The sequence below is a fragment of the Streptomyces sp. WG7 genome (assembly GCF_049975785.1).
Classification (GTDB): Bacteria; Actinomycetota; Actinomycetes; order Streptomycetales; family Streptomycetaceae; genus Streptomyces.
On record NZ_JBNGGE010000047.1, the window covers coordinates 1 to 14412 of the forward strand.

General features: G+C 69.7%; 12 protein-coding genes and 1 pseudogene. 3 read left to right on the forward strand and 10 right to left on the reverse strand.

Annotated features, from left to right (window positions below; genetic code table 11):
• Nucleotides 1-168: 168 nt before the first annotated feature.
• From ACP4J0_RS31505 to thyX, 3 genes are all read right to left on the reverse strand, one after another.
• A complete protein-coding gene (locus ACP4J0_RS31505; protein ID WP_426525379.1) occupies nt 169-1854 on the reverse strand; it encodes a ribonuclease J in 1686 nt (561 codons plus the stop codon).
• 169 nt (nt 1855-2023) lie between these two features.
• Nucleotides 2024-2923: a 4-hydroxy-tetrahydrodipicolinate synthase gene (gene dapA, locus ACP4J0_RS31510; RefSeq protein WP_426602132.1), complete on the reverse strand. Its 900-nt coding sequence runs from the start codon at nt 2921-2923 to the stop codon at nt 2024-2026.
• Between the two features lie 209 nt (nt 2924-3132).
• Nucleotides 3133-3873, reverse strand: coding sequence for an FAD-dependent thymidylate synthase (gene thyX / locus ACP4J0_RS31515; protein WP_426602133.1), 741 nt, complete (start codon nt 3871-3873; stop codon nt 3133-3135).
• Between the two features lie 173 nt (nt 3874-4046).
• Here thyX and ACP4J0_RS31520 point away from each other — a divergent pair, with 173 nt between their 5' ends.
• A complete protein-coding gene (locus ACP4J0_RS31520) occupies nt 4047-4286 on the forward strand; it encodes a hypothetical protein (RefSeq protein ID WP_426602134.1) in 240 nt (79 codons plus the stop codon).
• 115 nt (nt 4287-4401) lie between these two features.
• Nucleotides 4402-4956, forward strand: a complete 555-nt coding sequence (locus tag ACP4J0_RS31525) for a hypothetical protein (RefSeq protein WP_426602135.1) — start codon at nt 4402-4404, stop codon at nt 4954-4956.
• 18 nt (nt 4957-4974) lie between these two features.
• Here ACP4J0_RS31525 and ACP4J0_RS31530 read toward each other — a convergent pair.
• The 5 genes and pseudogenes from ACP4J0_RS31530 to rpsO all read right to left on the reverse strand — a co-directional run.
• Nucleotides 4975-5304: pseudogene (locus tag ACP4J0_RS31530) on the reverse strand (hypothetical protein); the annotation flags it as partial.
• 37 nt (nt 5305-5341) lie between these two features.
• Nucleotides 5342-6094 carry a 4-hydroxy-tetrahydrodipicolinate reductase gene (gene dapB / locus ACP4J0_RS31535; RefSeq protein ID WP_426602136.1) on the reverse strand — a complete coding sequence of 251 codons (753 nt, stop codon included), beginning with the start codon at nt 6092-6094 and terminating at the stop codon, nt 5342-5344.
• 30 nt (nt 6095-6124) lie between these two features.
• Nucleotides 6125-7504 carry a M16 family metallopeptidase gene (locus ACP4J0_RS31540; protein WP_426602137.1) on the reverse strand — a complete coding sequence of 460 codons (1380 nt, stop codon included), beginning with the start codon at nt 7502-7504 and terminating at the stop codon, nt 6125-6127.
• Nucleotides 7501-9720 carry a polyribonucleotide nucleotidyltransferase gene (locus ACP4J0_RS31545; protein ID WP_426602138.1) on the reverse strand — a complete coding sequence of 740 codons (2220 nt, stop codon included), beginning with the start codon at nt 9718-9720 and terminating at the stop codon, nt 7501-7503. The genes ACP4J0_RS31540 and ACP4J0_RS31545 overlap by 4 nt, the downstream gene beginning before the upstream one ends.
• A 301-nt stretch (nt 9721-10021) precedes the next feature.
• Nucleotides 10022-10309 (reverse strand): 30S ribosomal protein S15, encoded by a 288-nt coding sequence (gene rpsO, locus ACP4J0_RS31550; protein ID WP_019330982.1) that lies wholly within the window; start codon nt 10307-10309, stop codon nt 10022-10024.
• A gap of 431 nt (nt 10310-10740) precedes the next feature.
• Between rpsO and ACP4J0_RS31555 the strand changes: the two genes are divergently transcribed.
• Nucleotides 10741-11037, forward strand: a complete 297-nt coding sequence (locus ACP4J0_RS31555) for a DUF397 domain-containing protein (protein ID WP_426602139.1) — start codon at nt 10741-10743, stop codon at nt 11035-11037.
• 22 nt (nt 11038-11059) lie between these two features.
• Here ACP4J0_RS31555 and ACP4J0_RS31560 read toward each other — a convergent pair whose 3' ends face one another.
• Both ACP4J0_RS31560 and eccD read right to left on the reverse strand, forming a co-directional pair.
• Nucleotides 11060-12508, reverse strand: a complete 1449-nt coding sequence (locus ACP4J0_RS31560) for a PQQ-binding-like beta-propeller repeat protein (protein WP_426602140.1) — start codon at nt 12506-12508, stop codon at nt 11060-11062.
• Nucleotides 12509-12790: 282 nt separating this feature from the next.
• Entirely contained in the window at nt 12791-14296 is a 1506-nt protein-coding gene (gene eccD / locus ACP4J0_RS31565; protein WP_426602169.1) for a type VII secretion integral membrane protein EccD, read from the reverse strand.
• Between the last annotated feature and the right edge of the window lie 116 nt (nt 14297-14412).

Here is a 14412-nt window from a genome sequence, read left to right on the forward strand (position 1 = left end):
GGGCCCCCCCCCCTCCCTTCCCCCGGGGGGGGTGTGGGGGGTTTTTTTTTTTTTTTCTTTTTGGGTTCTTTTTTTTTTTTTTTTTTTTTTGGGGGGGGGGGGGGGGGTTTCCCCCCCCCCCCCCCCCCCCCCGCTCCAGGTTGGCGCTGCCGAAGGCCCGACGGGCCGTCAGACCTCCACGACGACAGGGAGGATCATCGGCCGGCGACGGTAGGTGTCCGACACCCATTTGCCGAGGGTCCGCCGCACCAGCTGCTGGAGCTGGTGCGGCTCGACGACTCCGTCCTGGGCCGAGCGTTCCAGTACTTCCGTGACCCTGGGGAGCACCGCGGCGAAGGCCGAGTCCTCGATGCCCGAGCCCCGGGCCTGGACGTGCGGACCTCCGGTGATCTTGCCGGTGGACGAGTCGATGACCACGAAGACCGAGATGATGCCCTCGTCGCCGAGGATCTTGCGGTCCTTGAGGGCCGGCTCGCCCACGTCACCGACCGAGAGGCCGTCGACGTAGACGTATCCCGCCTGCACCTTGCCGGAGATCTTCGCCTTCCCCTCGACGAGGTCGACGACGACGCCGTCCTCGGCGATGACGATGCGGTCGTGCGGGACACCGGTGAGGGCGCCCAGTTCGGCGTTGGCACGCAGGTGGCGCCATTCGCCGTGGACCGGCATCAGGTTCCTGGGCCGGCAGATGTTGTAGAAGTACAGCAGCTCGCCGGCCGAGGCGTGGCCCGAGACGTGGACCTTGGCGTTGCCCTTGTGGACGACGTTGGCGCCCCAGCGGGTCAGGCCGTTGATCACGCGGTACACCGCGTTCTCGTTGCCCGGGATGAGGGACGAGGCCAGGATCACCGTGTCGCCGTTGACGATGCGGATCTGGTGGTCGCGGTTGGCCATGCGGGACAGGGCGGCCATCGGTTCGCCCTGGGAGCCCGTACAGACCAGGACGACTTCGCTGTCCGGCAGGTCGTCGAGTGTCTTGACGTCCACGACCAGGCCCGGCGGAACCTTCAGGTAGCCGAGGTCCCGGGCGATGCCCATGTTGCGGACCATGGAGCGGCCGACGAAGGCGACCCTGCGGCCGTACTCGTGCGCCGCGTCCAGGATCTGCTGGATGCGGTGGACGTGGCTGGCGAAGCTCGCCACGATGATCCGCTTGCGGGCGCCGGCGAAGACCTGGCGCAGGACGTTGGAGATGTCGCGCTCGGGCGGGACGAACCCGGGAACCTCGGCGTTCGTCGAGTCGGAGAGGAGGAGGTCGATGCCCTCCTCGCTCAGCCGCGCGAAGGCGTGCAGGTCCGTGAGGCGGCCGTCCAGCGGAAGCTGGTCCATCTTGAAGTCGCCGGTGTGGACGACCATGCCCGCGGGGGTGCGGATGGCGACGGCCAGGGCGTCCGGGATGGAGTGGTTGACCGCGACGAACTCGCAGTCGAACGGGCCGACGCGCTCGCGGTGCCCCTCCGCCACCTCGAGGGTGTACGGACGGATGCGGTGCTCCTGGAGCTTGGCCTCGATGAGCGCGAGGGTCAGCTTCGAGCCGATCAGCGGGATGTCCGGCTTCTCGCGGAGGAGGAAGGGGACGCCGCCGATGTGGTCCTCGTGGCCGTGGGTGAGGACGATGCCCTCGATGTCGTCGAGGCGGTCCCGGATGGACGAGAAGTCCGGCAGGATCAGGTCGATTCCGGGCTGCTCCTCCTCGGGGAAGAGCACTCCGCAGTCGACGATCAGCAGACGGCCGCCGTACTCGAAGACCGTCATGTTGCGGCCGATCTCGCCGAGGCCGCCAAGGGGCGTGACCCGCAGGCCACCCTTGGGGAGCGCCGGGGGACGGCCCAGTTCAGGATGCGGATGACTCAAAAGACTCTCCTCACCACACGCGCCACGTACCGGTGGGCACGTGGCGCGCATGACGTTCGTGCAGAAGCAGTTGTCGTATGGGGTGGTGCGGGCACCGGTGGCCCGCGTATTCAGTTGTGAAGTCCGGTCGTGCGGATCGTGCGGTGGTGCGGTCGTGCGAAGTCTGTTGTCAGAGCTGTACCCCGCCCGCGGCAAGATCGATCTTGAGCTGCTCGGTTTCCTCGGGCGTGAGGCCGACCATGGGCGCGCGCAGCGGTCCGGCGGGCAGCCCCAGGAGGGCGAGTGCGGCCTTGGTGGTCATGACGCCCTGGGTGCGGAACATGCCGGTGTAGACCGGGAGCAGCTTCTGGTGGATCTCCAGTGCCTTCTGCACGTCACCCGCGACGTGCGCGTCCACCATGGAGCGCAGTTCGGGGGTGGCGACGTGGCCGACGACCGAGACGAAGCCGACCGCGCCCACGGAGAGCAGCGGCAGGTTCAGCATGTCGTCGCCGGAGTACCAGGCGAGGCCGGAGCGGGCGATGGCCCAGCTCGCGCGGCCGAGGTCGCCCTTGGCGTCCTTGTTCGCGACGATCCGCGGGTGCTCCGCGAGGCGGACCAGCGTCTCGGTGTTGATCGGGACGCCGCTGCGGCCGGGGATGTCGTAGAGCATGACCGGCAGTCCGGCGGCGTCGGCGATGGCCGTGAAGTGCTGGTACAGGCCCTCCTGCGGGGGCTTGTTGTAGTACGGCGTGACGAGGAGGAGGCCGTGTACGCCGGTGCGTTCGGCGGTGCGGGCCAGCTCGATGCTGTGCTGGGTGTTGTTCGTGCCGACTCCGGCGACGACGTGTGCCCGGTCGCCGACGGCCTCCAGGACGGCTCGTACGAGGTCCGCTTTCTCCGCGTCGCTGGTGGTGGGGGACTCGCCGGTGGTGCCGTTGACGATCAGGCCGTCGTTGCCTGCGTCCACCAGGTGGGCGGCGAGCCGCTGCGCGCCGTCGAGGTCGAGTGCGCCGTCCGCCGTGAAGGGCGTGACCATGGCGGTGAGGACCCGCCCGAAGGGGGTCTGCGGAGTCGAGGTCGGAGCCATGGGTTACACGCTACTCGTTGCTCAGGGCGGGGTCTGCCCTCGGGGGAGGCGGCAGGTCGGACGGGAGGTGGAGCCCGGCACTGCCTGCTCGGGGGTTCAAGCAGTGCCGGGTCCCTCTGATCAGGCTAGATGAACTTCTCCAAACGCCGCAATACGGACACTTCGCGCGGCTGATGCGCACATCTGTGCCGTCGGGCAGGCCGGATCGGCTACGGAGCCACCCGGCCGTTCGCGTTGAAGGCCGCGTAGGTGAGCGGCATGAGGCGGGCCCATTCCTCTTCCATCTTCTCGCCGACCATCTCGATCTCCCGCTGCGGGAAGGACGGGACCTTGGCCAGTTCGTGCTGGGTGCGCAGGCCGAGGAAGTGCATCATCGAGCGGGCGTTGCAGGTGGCGTACATCGACGAGTACAGGCCGACGGGGAGCACCGCTCGGGCCACCTCGCGGGCGACGCCGGCGGCGAGCATCTCCTGGTACGTCCGGTAGGCCTGGCGGTAGGAGTCCTCCATCGACCGGCTCACCAGGCCGTGCTGTTCGGCGGTGCCCTCAACGAAGACGTACTTGCCCGGGCGGCCCTGCTGGACCAGCTTGCGGTCCTCGCCCGGCACGTAGAAGACCGGCTGGAGCTCCCGGTAGCGGCCCGACTCCTCGTTGTAGGACCAGCCGACGCGGTGCCGCATGAACTCGCGGAAGACGAAGATCGGGGCGCTGATGAAGAAGGTCATCGAGTTGTGCTCGAACGGGCTGCCGTGCCGGTCCCGCATGAGGTAGTTGATCAGGCCCTTCGAGCGCTCCGGGTCCTTCTTCAGCTCGTCCAGGGACTGCTCCCCGACGGTGGACACACGGGCGGCGAACAGGACGTCGGAGTCGGTCGCGCTGCTCTTGACCAGCTCTACGGTGACGTCACTGCGGAGGTCGATCTTGAAATCGTCGGCGGGGGTGTCGGTCACGGGTGCAGGGCCTTCCCATCTTGTCGCTTGGCGAGGCCACTCTACGGCCCGGCGAACGGGGCGTTCGGTGCCGTGCCGCGATGAAATCGGTGAAACAGGGCACCCGAGGGGCTGTTCGTTCGTCTGTATGAGTAACAGCAAAGCATTCATCCCTGAAGGGAGACGCAGCCTCCATGATCCGCCGGCGTGAACCCGTGCCGTTCGCCTTCGTCGCCGAAGCCGACAGGTTCCGCAGCAATGTCACACCCCCGCCGCGTGAGCGGGCGTCCTTCGGCCAGCTGGCCGGGCGCTGGCTGCTCGGTCTCACCGTCGTCGCCGGAATAGTGGGCTCCCTGGTGATCGGGATGCCCGCGTTGTCGGCCGACCAGCCCGACCCGCACAAACAGCCGTCGCAGGCGTCCGACCGGCGCTGAGGGCGTCGTCGGGTCATCTCCGACGCCATCCGGACCCCCGATGGTGGTGACCGGGGACACAGGTCGGTAGCCTCACCGGGCACAGCACACGCCATGGAACGAGTGAGGACCAGCCGTGCCCCTGTCCTTCCTGACGGCCGACCGCGCCTTCGACGCAGCCGACGACGTCGCGCTGCCGTACGACGACCGTGACCTCTGGCGCCGGCCGTACCGGCCGGGCCCGTGGCGCGTGGGGGTGGCGGCACTGATGCTGCTGCTCGCCTCGTTCGTACTGTTCTCGGCGATCATCATCGCGGCGACGGACTCGCTGTCCTCCGCCGGTGTGGTGTTCGGCGTCGCGATGGCCGTGATCGCCTGCGCCCTGCGGCTGCTCCGCATGGGCGCGTGGGTGAGCGCCCACGGGGTGCGTCACGTGAGTTTCCTCAGCACGCGCACGGTGGCCTGGCAGCAGGTCGCCGGCGTGCGCACGGTGCAGCAGCCGGTGCGCTGGCTCGGGCTGCCGCGCACGGTGCAGGGACAGGCGCTGCTCCTCGTCCGGCAGGGCCAGTCCGCGGAGACCGCGCCTCCGCTGCTGACCACGCACAACGCCGACTTCCTCGCCCGGGAGGACGCCTTCGACCGTGCGGCCGACGCCGTGGAGGCGTGGGCCGGCGAGTACCGGCGGGGCTGAGCGCCGAGGACGGACGCCGGGGGCGTCCTCCGCCTCGGCCTTGCGCAGGGCGAAGACCTCGTCGGCCGAGTCCCGGTCGACGCGACCGCTGGGGGTGCGCTTGAGTTCGTCGACGGGCAGTCCGCCCTCGGCGTCGAGTTCGGCGGCGAGCTGGTTGGCCTTGCGGACGAACTGGGTGTTCTTCCAGAGGAACCACACGCCGATCACCGGCAGGATCAGCACCGCGACGCCGAAGGTGACGGTGAGGGGTGTGCCGGTGTCGATGAGCATGACGCCGCGGCTGCCGACCAGGACGAAGTAGAAGACCAGGACGGCGGCCGTGATGACGTAGGAGATTTTCGCGCGCATGGGGGTCAGGGACTCGGTTCGCGTGTCGGTTCCGGCCTCAGTTCAGGTCCAGGAAGTGTTCCAGGCCGAAGGTGAGGCCCGGGGTGGCCACCACCCGGCGGGCGCCCAGCAGGATGCCCGGCATGAAGCTGCTGTGGTGCAGGGAGTCGTGCCGGACGGTGAGGGTCTCGCCCTCGCCGCCCAGCAGGACCTCCTGGTGGGCCAGCAGGCCGCGCAGCCGGATCGCGTGGACCGGGACACCGTCGACGTTCGCGCCGCGGGCGCCGTCCAGGGCGGTGGCAGTGGCGTCGGGCGCCGGGGCGGCGCCTGCCTTCTGCCGGGCCTCGGCGATCAGCTGGGCGGTGCGGGTGGCGGTGCCGCTGGGGGCGTCGACCTTGTTCGGGTGGTGCAGCTCGACGACCTCGACGGACTCGAAGTACGGGGCGGCGATCTGCGCGAACTTCATGGTCAGCACGGCGCCGATGGAGAAGTTCGGCGCGATGAGAACGCCCGTCCGCGGGGACTTGTCGAGCCACCCGGTCAGCTGCGCGAGACGCTCGTCGGTCCAGCCGGTGGTGCCGACGACGGCGTGGATGCCGTGGCGTACGCAGTAGTCGAGGTTGTCCATCACCGAGGACGGGGTGGTCAGCTCGACGGCGACCTGGGCGCCGGTCTCGGCCAGCGTGTCCAGGCTGTCGTCCCGGCCGAGGGCGGCGACCAGCTCCATGTCCTCGGCGGCCTCGACCGCCCGTACCGCCTCGGAGCCGATCCGGCCCTTGGCGCCGAGGACGGCCACGCGCAGCTTGCTCATGTCACATGCTTCCTTCTCGAAACGGGACCGTCAGGCGACGGCGTCGTGCAGCCGGGACGCCTGCTTGTCCTTCAGCGGGCCGATGACCGACAGCGAGGGCCGCCGTCCCAGGACGTCGCGGGCGACCGCTCGGACGTCGTCCGGCGTGACCGAGGCTATCCGGGCCAGCATGTCGTCGACGGACATCTGCTCGCCCCAGCACAGTTCGCTCTTGCCGATACGGTTCATCAGCGCGCCGGTGTCCTCCAGGCCGAGGACCGTGGAGCCCCGCAGCTGGCCGATCGCGCGGCCGATCTCCTCGTCGGACAGACCGTGCTCGGCGACGTGGTCGAGCTCGTCCCGGCAGATCCTCAGCACGTCGTGCACCTGGGAGGGCCTGCAGCCCGCGTAGACGCCGAAGAGGCCGCAGTCGGCGAAGCCCGAGGTGTACGAGTACACGCTGTAGGCCAGGCCGCGCTTCTCGCGGACCTCCTGGAAGAGGCGTGAGGACATGCCGCCGCCGAGGGCGGTGTTGAGGACGCCCATGGCCCAGCGGCGCTCGTCGGTGCGGGCGAGGCCCGGCATGCCGAGGATGACGTGGGCCTGCTCGGTCTTGCGGCCGACCAGCTCGACGCGGCCGGCGGTGCGCAGGGTGCGCCGGCCGTCGCGCGGGGCGAGGGGCGCCGCCACCGGCTCCTTGAAGGCTCCGGCCTTCTCGAAGGCGGCACGGACCTGGCGTACGACCTTGTTGTGGTCCACGTTGCCGGCGCAGGCGACCACGAGGTGCGTGGGGTCGTAGTGCTTCTTGTAGAAGCGGCGGATGCGGTCGGCGGTGAGGGCGTTGACCGTGTCGACCGTGCCGAGGACGGGACGGCCCAGCGCGTTGTCGCCGAACATGGTGTGCGCGAACAGGTCGTGCACGCAGTCGCCGGCGTCGTCCTCGGTCATCGCGATCTCTTCGAGGATCGCGCCGCGCTCGACGTCCACGTCCTCCTCGCGGATGAGCGAGCCGGTGAGCATGTCGCAGACCACGTCGATGGCGAGCGGCAGGTCGGTGTCGAGCACGCGTGCGTAGTAGCACGTGTACTCCTTCGCCGTGAACGCGTTCATCTCGCCGCCGACCGCGTCGATGGCGGAGGAGATGTCCAGGGCGCTGCGCCGCCGGGTGCCCTTGAAGAGCAGGTGCTCCAGGTAGTGGGTGGCGCCGTTCAGGGCCGGGGTCTCGTCGCGGGAGCCGACGTGCGCCCAGATGCCGAAGGTCGCCGAGCGGACCGAGGGCAGGGTCTCGGTGACGATGCGCAGGCCGCCCGGGAGGGTGGTCTTGCGGACCGTACCGATGCCGTGCTCGCCCTTGATCAGGGTTTGGGTACGGGCGACGGCCCGCGCCTCCGAGGAGGTGCGGGCCGTCGCCTTGGAGCCACGGGACGTCACTGGTCGGTGTCGTCCTTCTTCTCGTCGTCGCCCTCTTCGCCCTCGATCACGGGGATCAGGGAGAGCTTGCCGCGGGAGTCGATCTCGGCGATCTCGACCTGGACCTTCTGGCCCACACCGAGGACGTCCTCGACGTTCTCCACGCGCTTGCCGCCGGCCAGCTTGCGGATCTGCGAGATGTGCAGCAGACCGTCCTTGCCGGGCAGCAGGGAGACGAACGCGCCGAAGGTGGTCGTCTTGACGACCGTGCCCAGGTAGCGCTCGCCGACCTCGGGCATGGTCGGGTTGGCGATGCCGTTGATCGTGGCGCGGGCGGCCTCGGCCTGCGAGCCCTGGGCGGCACCGATGTAGATGGTGCCGTCGTCCTCGATCGTGATGTCGGCGCCCGTGTCCTCCTGGATCTGGTTGATCATCTTGCCCTTGGGGCCGATGACCTCGCCGATCTTGTCGACCGGGATCTTCACGGTGATGATCCGCGGCGCGTTCGGGGACATCTCGTCCGGCGTGTCGATCGCTTCCATCATCACGTCGAGGATGTGGAGGCGGGCGTCACGGGCCTGCTTGAGGGCGGCGGCCAGGACGGAGGCGGGGATGCCGTCCAGCTTGGTGTCGAGCTGGAGGGCGGTCACGAACTCCTTGGTGCCGGCGACCTTGAAGTCCATGTCGCCGAAGGCGTCCTCCGCACCGAGGATGTCGGTGAGGGCGACGTAGTGCGTCTCGCCGTTGATCTCCTGGGAGATCAGGCCCATGGCGATACCGGCGACGGGGGCCTTCAGCGGCACACCGGCGTTCAGCAGCGACATGGTGGAGGCGCAGACCGAGCCCATGGACGTCGAGCCGTTGGAGCCGAGGGCCTCGGACACCTGACGGATCGCGTACGGGAACTCCTCGCGCGTCGGCAGCACCGGCACGATGGCGCGCTCGGCGAGGGCGCCGTGGCCGATCTCGCGGCGCTTCGGGGAGCCGACGCGGCCGGTCTCGCCGACGGAGTACGGCGGGAAGTTGTAGTTGTGCATGTAGCGCTTGCGGGTCACCGGCGAGAGGGTGTCCAGCTGCTGCTCCATGCGGAGCATGTTGAGGGTGGTGACGCCCAGGATCTGGGTCTCGCCACGCTCGAACAGCGCGGAACCGTGGACGCGCGGGATGGCCTCGACCTCGGCGGCCAGGGTGCGGATGTCGGTGACACCGCGGCCGTCGATGCGCTTCTTCTCCTTGATGACACGCTCACGGACCAGGGACTTGGTCAGCGAGCGGTACGCGGCGGAGATCTCCTTCTCGCGGCCCTCGAACTCCGGCAGGAGCTTCTCGGCGGCGAGCGCCTTGACGCGGTCCAGCTCGGCCTCGCGCTCCTGCTTGCCGGCGATGGTGAGCGCCTGGCTGAGCTCGGGGCGGACGGCGGCGCTGAGCGCCTCCAGGATGTCGTCCTGGTAGTCCAGGAAGATCGGGAACTCGCCGGTCGGCTTGGCGGCCTTCGCGGCGAGGTCGGCCTGGGCGCGGCACAGCACCTTGATGAAGGGCTTCGCGGCCTCCAGACCGGCGGCGACGACCTCCTCGGTGGGCGCCTCGGCGCCGCCCTCGACCAGCTTGACGGTCTTCTCGGTGGCCTCGGCCTCGACCATCATGATCGCGACGTCGCCGTCCTCCAGGGCGCGGCCCGCGACGACCATGTCGAAGACGGCGTCCTCGAGCTCGGTGTGCGTCGGGAAGGCCACCCACTGGCCGCGGATCAGCGCGACGCGGACGCCGCCGATCGGACCGGAGAAGGGCAGACCGGCCAGCTGCGTGGACGCGGAGGCGGCGTTGATCGCCACGACGTCGTACAGGTGGTCGGGGTTGAGGGCCATGATCGTGGCGACGACCTGGATCTCGTTGCGCAGGCCCTTCTTGAAGGACGGGCGCAGCGGGCGGTCGATCAGGCGGCAGGTGAGGACGGCGTCCTCGGACGGCCGGCCCTCACGGCGGAAGAAGCTGCCGGGGATCTTGCCGGCGGCGTACATCCGCTCCTCGACGTCCACCGTGAGGGGGAAGAAGTCGAGCTGGTCCTTGGGGTTCTTGGAGGCGCTGGTGGCCGACAGCACCATGGTGTCGTCGTCCAGGTACGCCACGGCGGAACCGGCGGCCTGACGGGCCAGGCGGCCCGTCTCGAAGCGGATGGTGCGGGTGCCGAACGCGCCGTTGTCGATCACGGCTTCGGCGTAGTGGGTCTCGTTCTCCACTAGTGTTTTCTCCGTTGCTTGTCGTCTTTCGTCCCTCCTCGCCCGTGTGGCGGGGGGACGGTGGCGGAGAAGCGCTCCGTGCAATGCGGGCCGGTCTTCGATCGAAGCACCCGGGTTCTGCACCCGGGGGCCACTACCGAGGACCGGCGGCGGCGAGGCACGCTCCTCCTCGTTTCGTTCGTTGTGTCGTACGTCGTGCGTCTTGTGTTCTGTTACCACACTACAAAGCGGTGGCGACAGTGCGCACGTACAGCAAAGGGAGCGGCCCCCGAACGATGGGAACCGCTCCCTTCACGGCGTCTTACTTGGCGCCCGCCGCACCGCGGCGGATGCCGAGGCGCTCGACCAGCGCGCGGAAGCGCTGGATGTCCTTCTTGGCGAGGTACTGCAGCAGCCGGCGGCGCTGGCCGACCAGGATCAGCAGACCACGACGGGAGTGGTGGTCGTGCTTGTGGGTCTTGAGGTGCTCGGTCAGGTCGGAGATCCGACGGGACAGCAGAGCGACCTGGACCTCGGGGGAGCCGGTGTCGCCCTCCTTGGTACCGAACTCGGTGATGATCTGCTTCTTCACTGCGGCGTCGAGCGACACGCGTACTCCTCTTGGTCCGTGAGTGCCCACCGAGTGCCCCCGGTCTACGTCTCGGGGGGTCTTCCGTGACTCGGAAGGCGAGGATCCGCTGGGCGCGACCTCCAGGGCTCCTGGCTCCGGGGGCGCGTACACATACGGCCGTCACACAGCGTACCAGCCTGGGCGGGGCGCCCTTTCCGCGGCCCAGGGGGGCACTCCGGGCCTGTCGTGAAGCCGTGCGCCGCTCGCCCGGCGATCTCCAGCGAATCCTTGCGAATCCCCTGCCCGTCACCCGGGCCCCGTCGCGGCCCGGCGGGGTCGCTGTGTCAAGAAGTCGACGGGGACGTCACTCGTGCCGGGCACCCACATCGGCGAACCGCTGACCTGGAACAACGGCAGCAAGTAGGGTAGCCGAACAGTTCGTTGGGACAGCAGGAAGGACCGCAGCCGCGATGGCCGACGCCGAGGACAAGGAACTCCGAGCGCGCAAGGACCGGGAGAGGGACGAGCTCTACTCCCTCGACATCTCCGGCGTCGAATGGCACAGCGCGCCCGGCACCGAGGAGCACGAGGAACGGGTCGAGATCGCCTACCTCCCCGACGGCGCCGTGGCCATGAGGTCGTCGCTCGACCCGGACACCGTACTCCGATACACGGAGGCGGAGTGGCGGGCCTTCGTGCTCGGCGCCCGGGACGGCGAGTTCGACCTGGAGCCGGCGCAGCGGGGGGACGTGTCCGGCTCGGAGTGATGCCGGGCAGGAGTGGGGCCCGTCAGGGCTTCTCGGCCACGCTGCCGATGCCCAGAACGAGGTACACCCACTTGTTCCCGTCGGCGCCGGGCCCGGTCGCGGCCCGGGCGCCGAAGAAGATCCGCCCGTTCTGGACGACGACGTCGTTGACGTCCGGAGTCGTGAGCGTGCCGGCCTCGATCGGAACGTCGAAGTAGAAGTACGGGGTCTCCTTGCCCGTACCGGGGTCCAGGCTGACCAGCGCGTTCGGCGCCACGTGGTCGTTGCTGAGGCGCAGGGCGAGGAGCTGGTCGCCGCTCATCCGCAAGGGGTAGAGCAGTGAGCCGGGGCCGGAGTCGAACTTCGTCGTGGTGTTGCCGGTCGCCAGGTCGAAGCCGATGACCCAGTTGGAGATCTGCTTCTCCTGCTGGTCCTCGCTGCGCAGGAAGGCCTGGCCCGCGCCGACGGCGATGGTCGGACAGTAGTCGATGACGAGGTAGTCGCCGTCGAAGCACTCGCCGACGTAGGTGTCGTTGCCCAGGCTGAGTGTGGCCCGGTGCTTTCCCTCGCCGTCCAGGGAGATGAGTTCGGTGAGCCCGATCTCGCCGGACGACACGGCGACGACGGCCGGGTCCGTGGACGGCACGCTGAGAGTGCGGATCCCCTTGGGGGCCGAGTACGACCAGAGCGGCCGCCCCGTGGCGGGGTCCACCTCGCGCACCTTGAACGTGTTCCGCTGCCAGTACACGTCGACCGGGGTCTCGTCGGCGCTCAGGCACTGCTCACGGATGACGAGTGCGCGTCCGCCGGCGGCACCCATGTCCTGGCAGCGGCCCGCGACCGTGGTGTTCCACCGTTTCGTTCCCCGGTCCATGTCGTAGGCGACGGTGCCGCCGCCCCAGGTCACGACGACCGTGCCGTGGGTCAGGGTCACGCTCGGCCGGTCCTGGGTGTCGGCGCTGTCCGGAGTGTCCTGTGAGGGACCCGCCGCGGACACGGGGAAGTCGTGTGCCCAGACCTGGTGGCCGTCGTCGAGGTCGAGGAAGGCGACGTGGTTGCAGTAGGCGTCTTCCTGGTCGTTCTCCCGGAAGAGGACGGCCGTACGGTTGTCACCGGTCACGTGGCGGGTGTAACCGCAGATCGGGCCGCCCAGGCGGGTCTTCCACGCCTCGTCGCCCACGTCGGCGTCGGTGCCGATGCGGAAGCCGGCGACCGTCCGTTTGATGCCTTTCGCGAGGATCTTGTCGGTGGCCCACATGCCTGGCATCTCGTTGTGCTCGCCGGGCTTCATGTCGTCCAGGGAGAACCGGAAGGCCATCTCGCCGAGGGTGCTCGCGGGCCGCTCCTCGACTGTTTCGCGGACGTCGAGCCGCCCTTGGGCCTGCGTGGGTCGCGCCTTGTCGGAGCCGTGATCGTCCGCGCTTCCATCGCCCCACAGCAGCCAGCCGCCCGTGCCCAGAGCCGCCACGAGGACGACCGCGAGCACACCCATCAGCACTTTGCGTGGGGTGCCCTTGCCCCGCGGTGCGGGCGGAGCCGATGGGTTGGCCTCAGGCTGCATGGAAGGGGGTGGACCGAAACTCACTACGGGTGCCTTTCCGCCGGTTCGAATGGGGCCGTCGCGCCGGGCCGCACCGACCGGCCGCCCCGCTGGGCAGGACGTGGACCGGCCGGTCACGGTGCCGCGGGGCGGTTAGCCCGATCAGCAGGTCGCGGTGCCGCGGGTTGGTGAGCCCGATCAGCAGGTCGCGGTGCCGCGGGTTGGTTAGCCCGATCAGCCGGTCATCGACCGCACGGACGCGTACACGTCGAAGACGGCGAGGGCCAAGGGCACCAGGGTCAGGAGGAAGAAGCCCTCCGCGATCTCCAGGAAGCGGCCCCAGAAGGGCGTGAGTCCGCTGCGCGAGGCCACCAGGCCGATGCCGGTGATCAGCGCCGCGGCCACCGCGATGGCCGCGACCAGCCAGACCGTACGGATGTCCAGGTCGGTCCGGTCCCCCGCCAGCGCGTCATGGACCAGGGCGTCCGGCGCGTTGATCGCCAGGCCGAGACCGAGAGCGACCAGCGAGCCGAGGCCCGCGGCCACAACGGTGGAGACCTGCGCGGTGTAGCGGAACAGCTGCGCGCGCATGAGCAGGGCGATTCCGGTGGCCAGGGCCAGCAGCTGCGCCCAGAGGCCGTCGGAGAACCCGAGCACGAGGGTGGAGCCGAGAGCGAGCAGCGAGCAGCCGCCGACGAGGCCGACGAGGAGTTCATGGCCGCGGCGGGCCTGGGCCTCGATGCGCTCGGCGTCGACCGGTTCGTGGGGCTCGGGGTCGGTGCCGTAGCTGCGCGAGGTGGCGTTGGGTGCCTCGAAGCCGATGGGCAGCCGTGCGAAGCGCATGGACATCCCCGGCAGGAAGGCCAGGGCACCGACTGCGACGGGGGCGCACAGAGCGGCGATCTCGGCCGGTGTCCAGTCCCTCAGAAGCGCCACGAAAGTGGCGATCAGGGCGAGTGCGGAGGCGGTGACGAAGGCGACGAACGGGCCGTCGCCACGCGGGGAGCACAGGGTCAGGATCACCGAGGCCACCAGAACGGCCGCGCAGGCGAGCAGGAACTGGAGCTTGCCGATGCCCTGCCCCTCGGAGAGCGACAGCAGGCCGGAGCCCGCCACACCCATGTTGGGCAGCGCGCCCAGGCCCAGCGCGATGGCGGCGGCCCGGTCGTCGTAGACACGGGCACGGACGCAGCCGAGGACGAGGAGGAGGACGCCGGCGATGCCCGCGAGAATGCCGGGCAGGCCGTGCATGTCGTGCCTCGGGTCGGCGTTCCAGGCGACGAACGCGAGCAGGGCGGGCAGCACGCCACCGCCGGCGAGGCCCGCGGCGCGCGTGAGGTCGCCGTGCCACAGGGAGCGGTCGTGGGTCACCGCGGAGGCCACGGCCTCGGACACGTCATCGAAGACGGCCGGCGGAAGCGACTCGGAGAAGGGACGGAGGGTGAGGAGCTCGCCGTCGAGGATGCGCTGCGCCGTGAAGGACCGGGAACTGTCCAGCACGGTGCCGTCCCGGCGGACGAGGTGGTAGCCGACCGGGGCGCCCTCCGCTGCCGTCTGGCGCGAGAGCCGGAGGATTTCGGGGTAGACGTCGGCGACCGGTACGTCGTCGGGCAGCGCCACATCGATCCGGCTGTCGGGCGCGACGATGGTGACCCGGCAGAATCCGAGGCCCGTCAACGCCCCGGAAGGGGCTGTCTGGCCCGGTCCGCCCGTGTCACCGGCCGCCGTGGAGGCCGTCATGCTCACCTGCTGCTCCCCCTCAGTACTGTGTCCGTGGTGTGAAGTTCCTGCGCCCCTCTCCCCGGTGTTCACCGCGGATCGGAGCCGTCCGGAACGTATGGGAGGCCGTACGACCG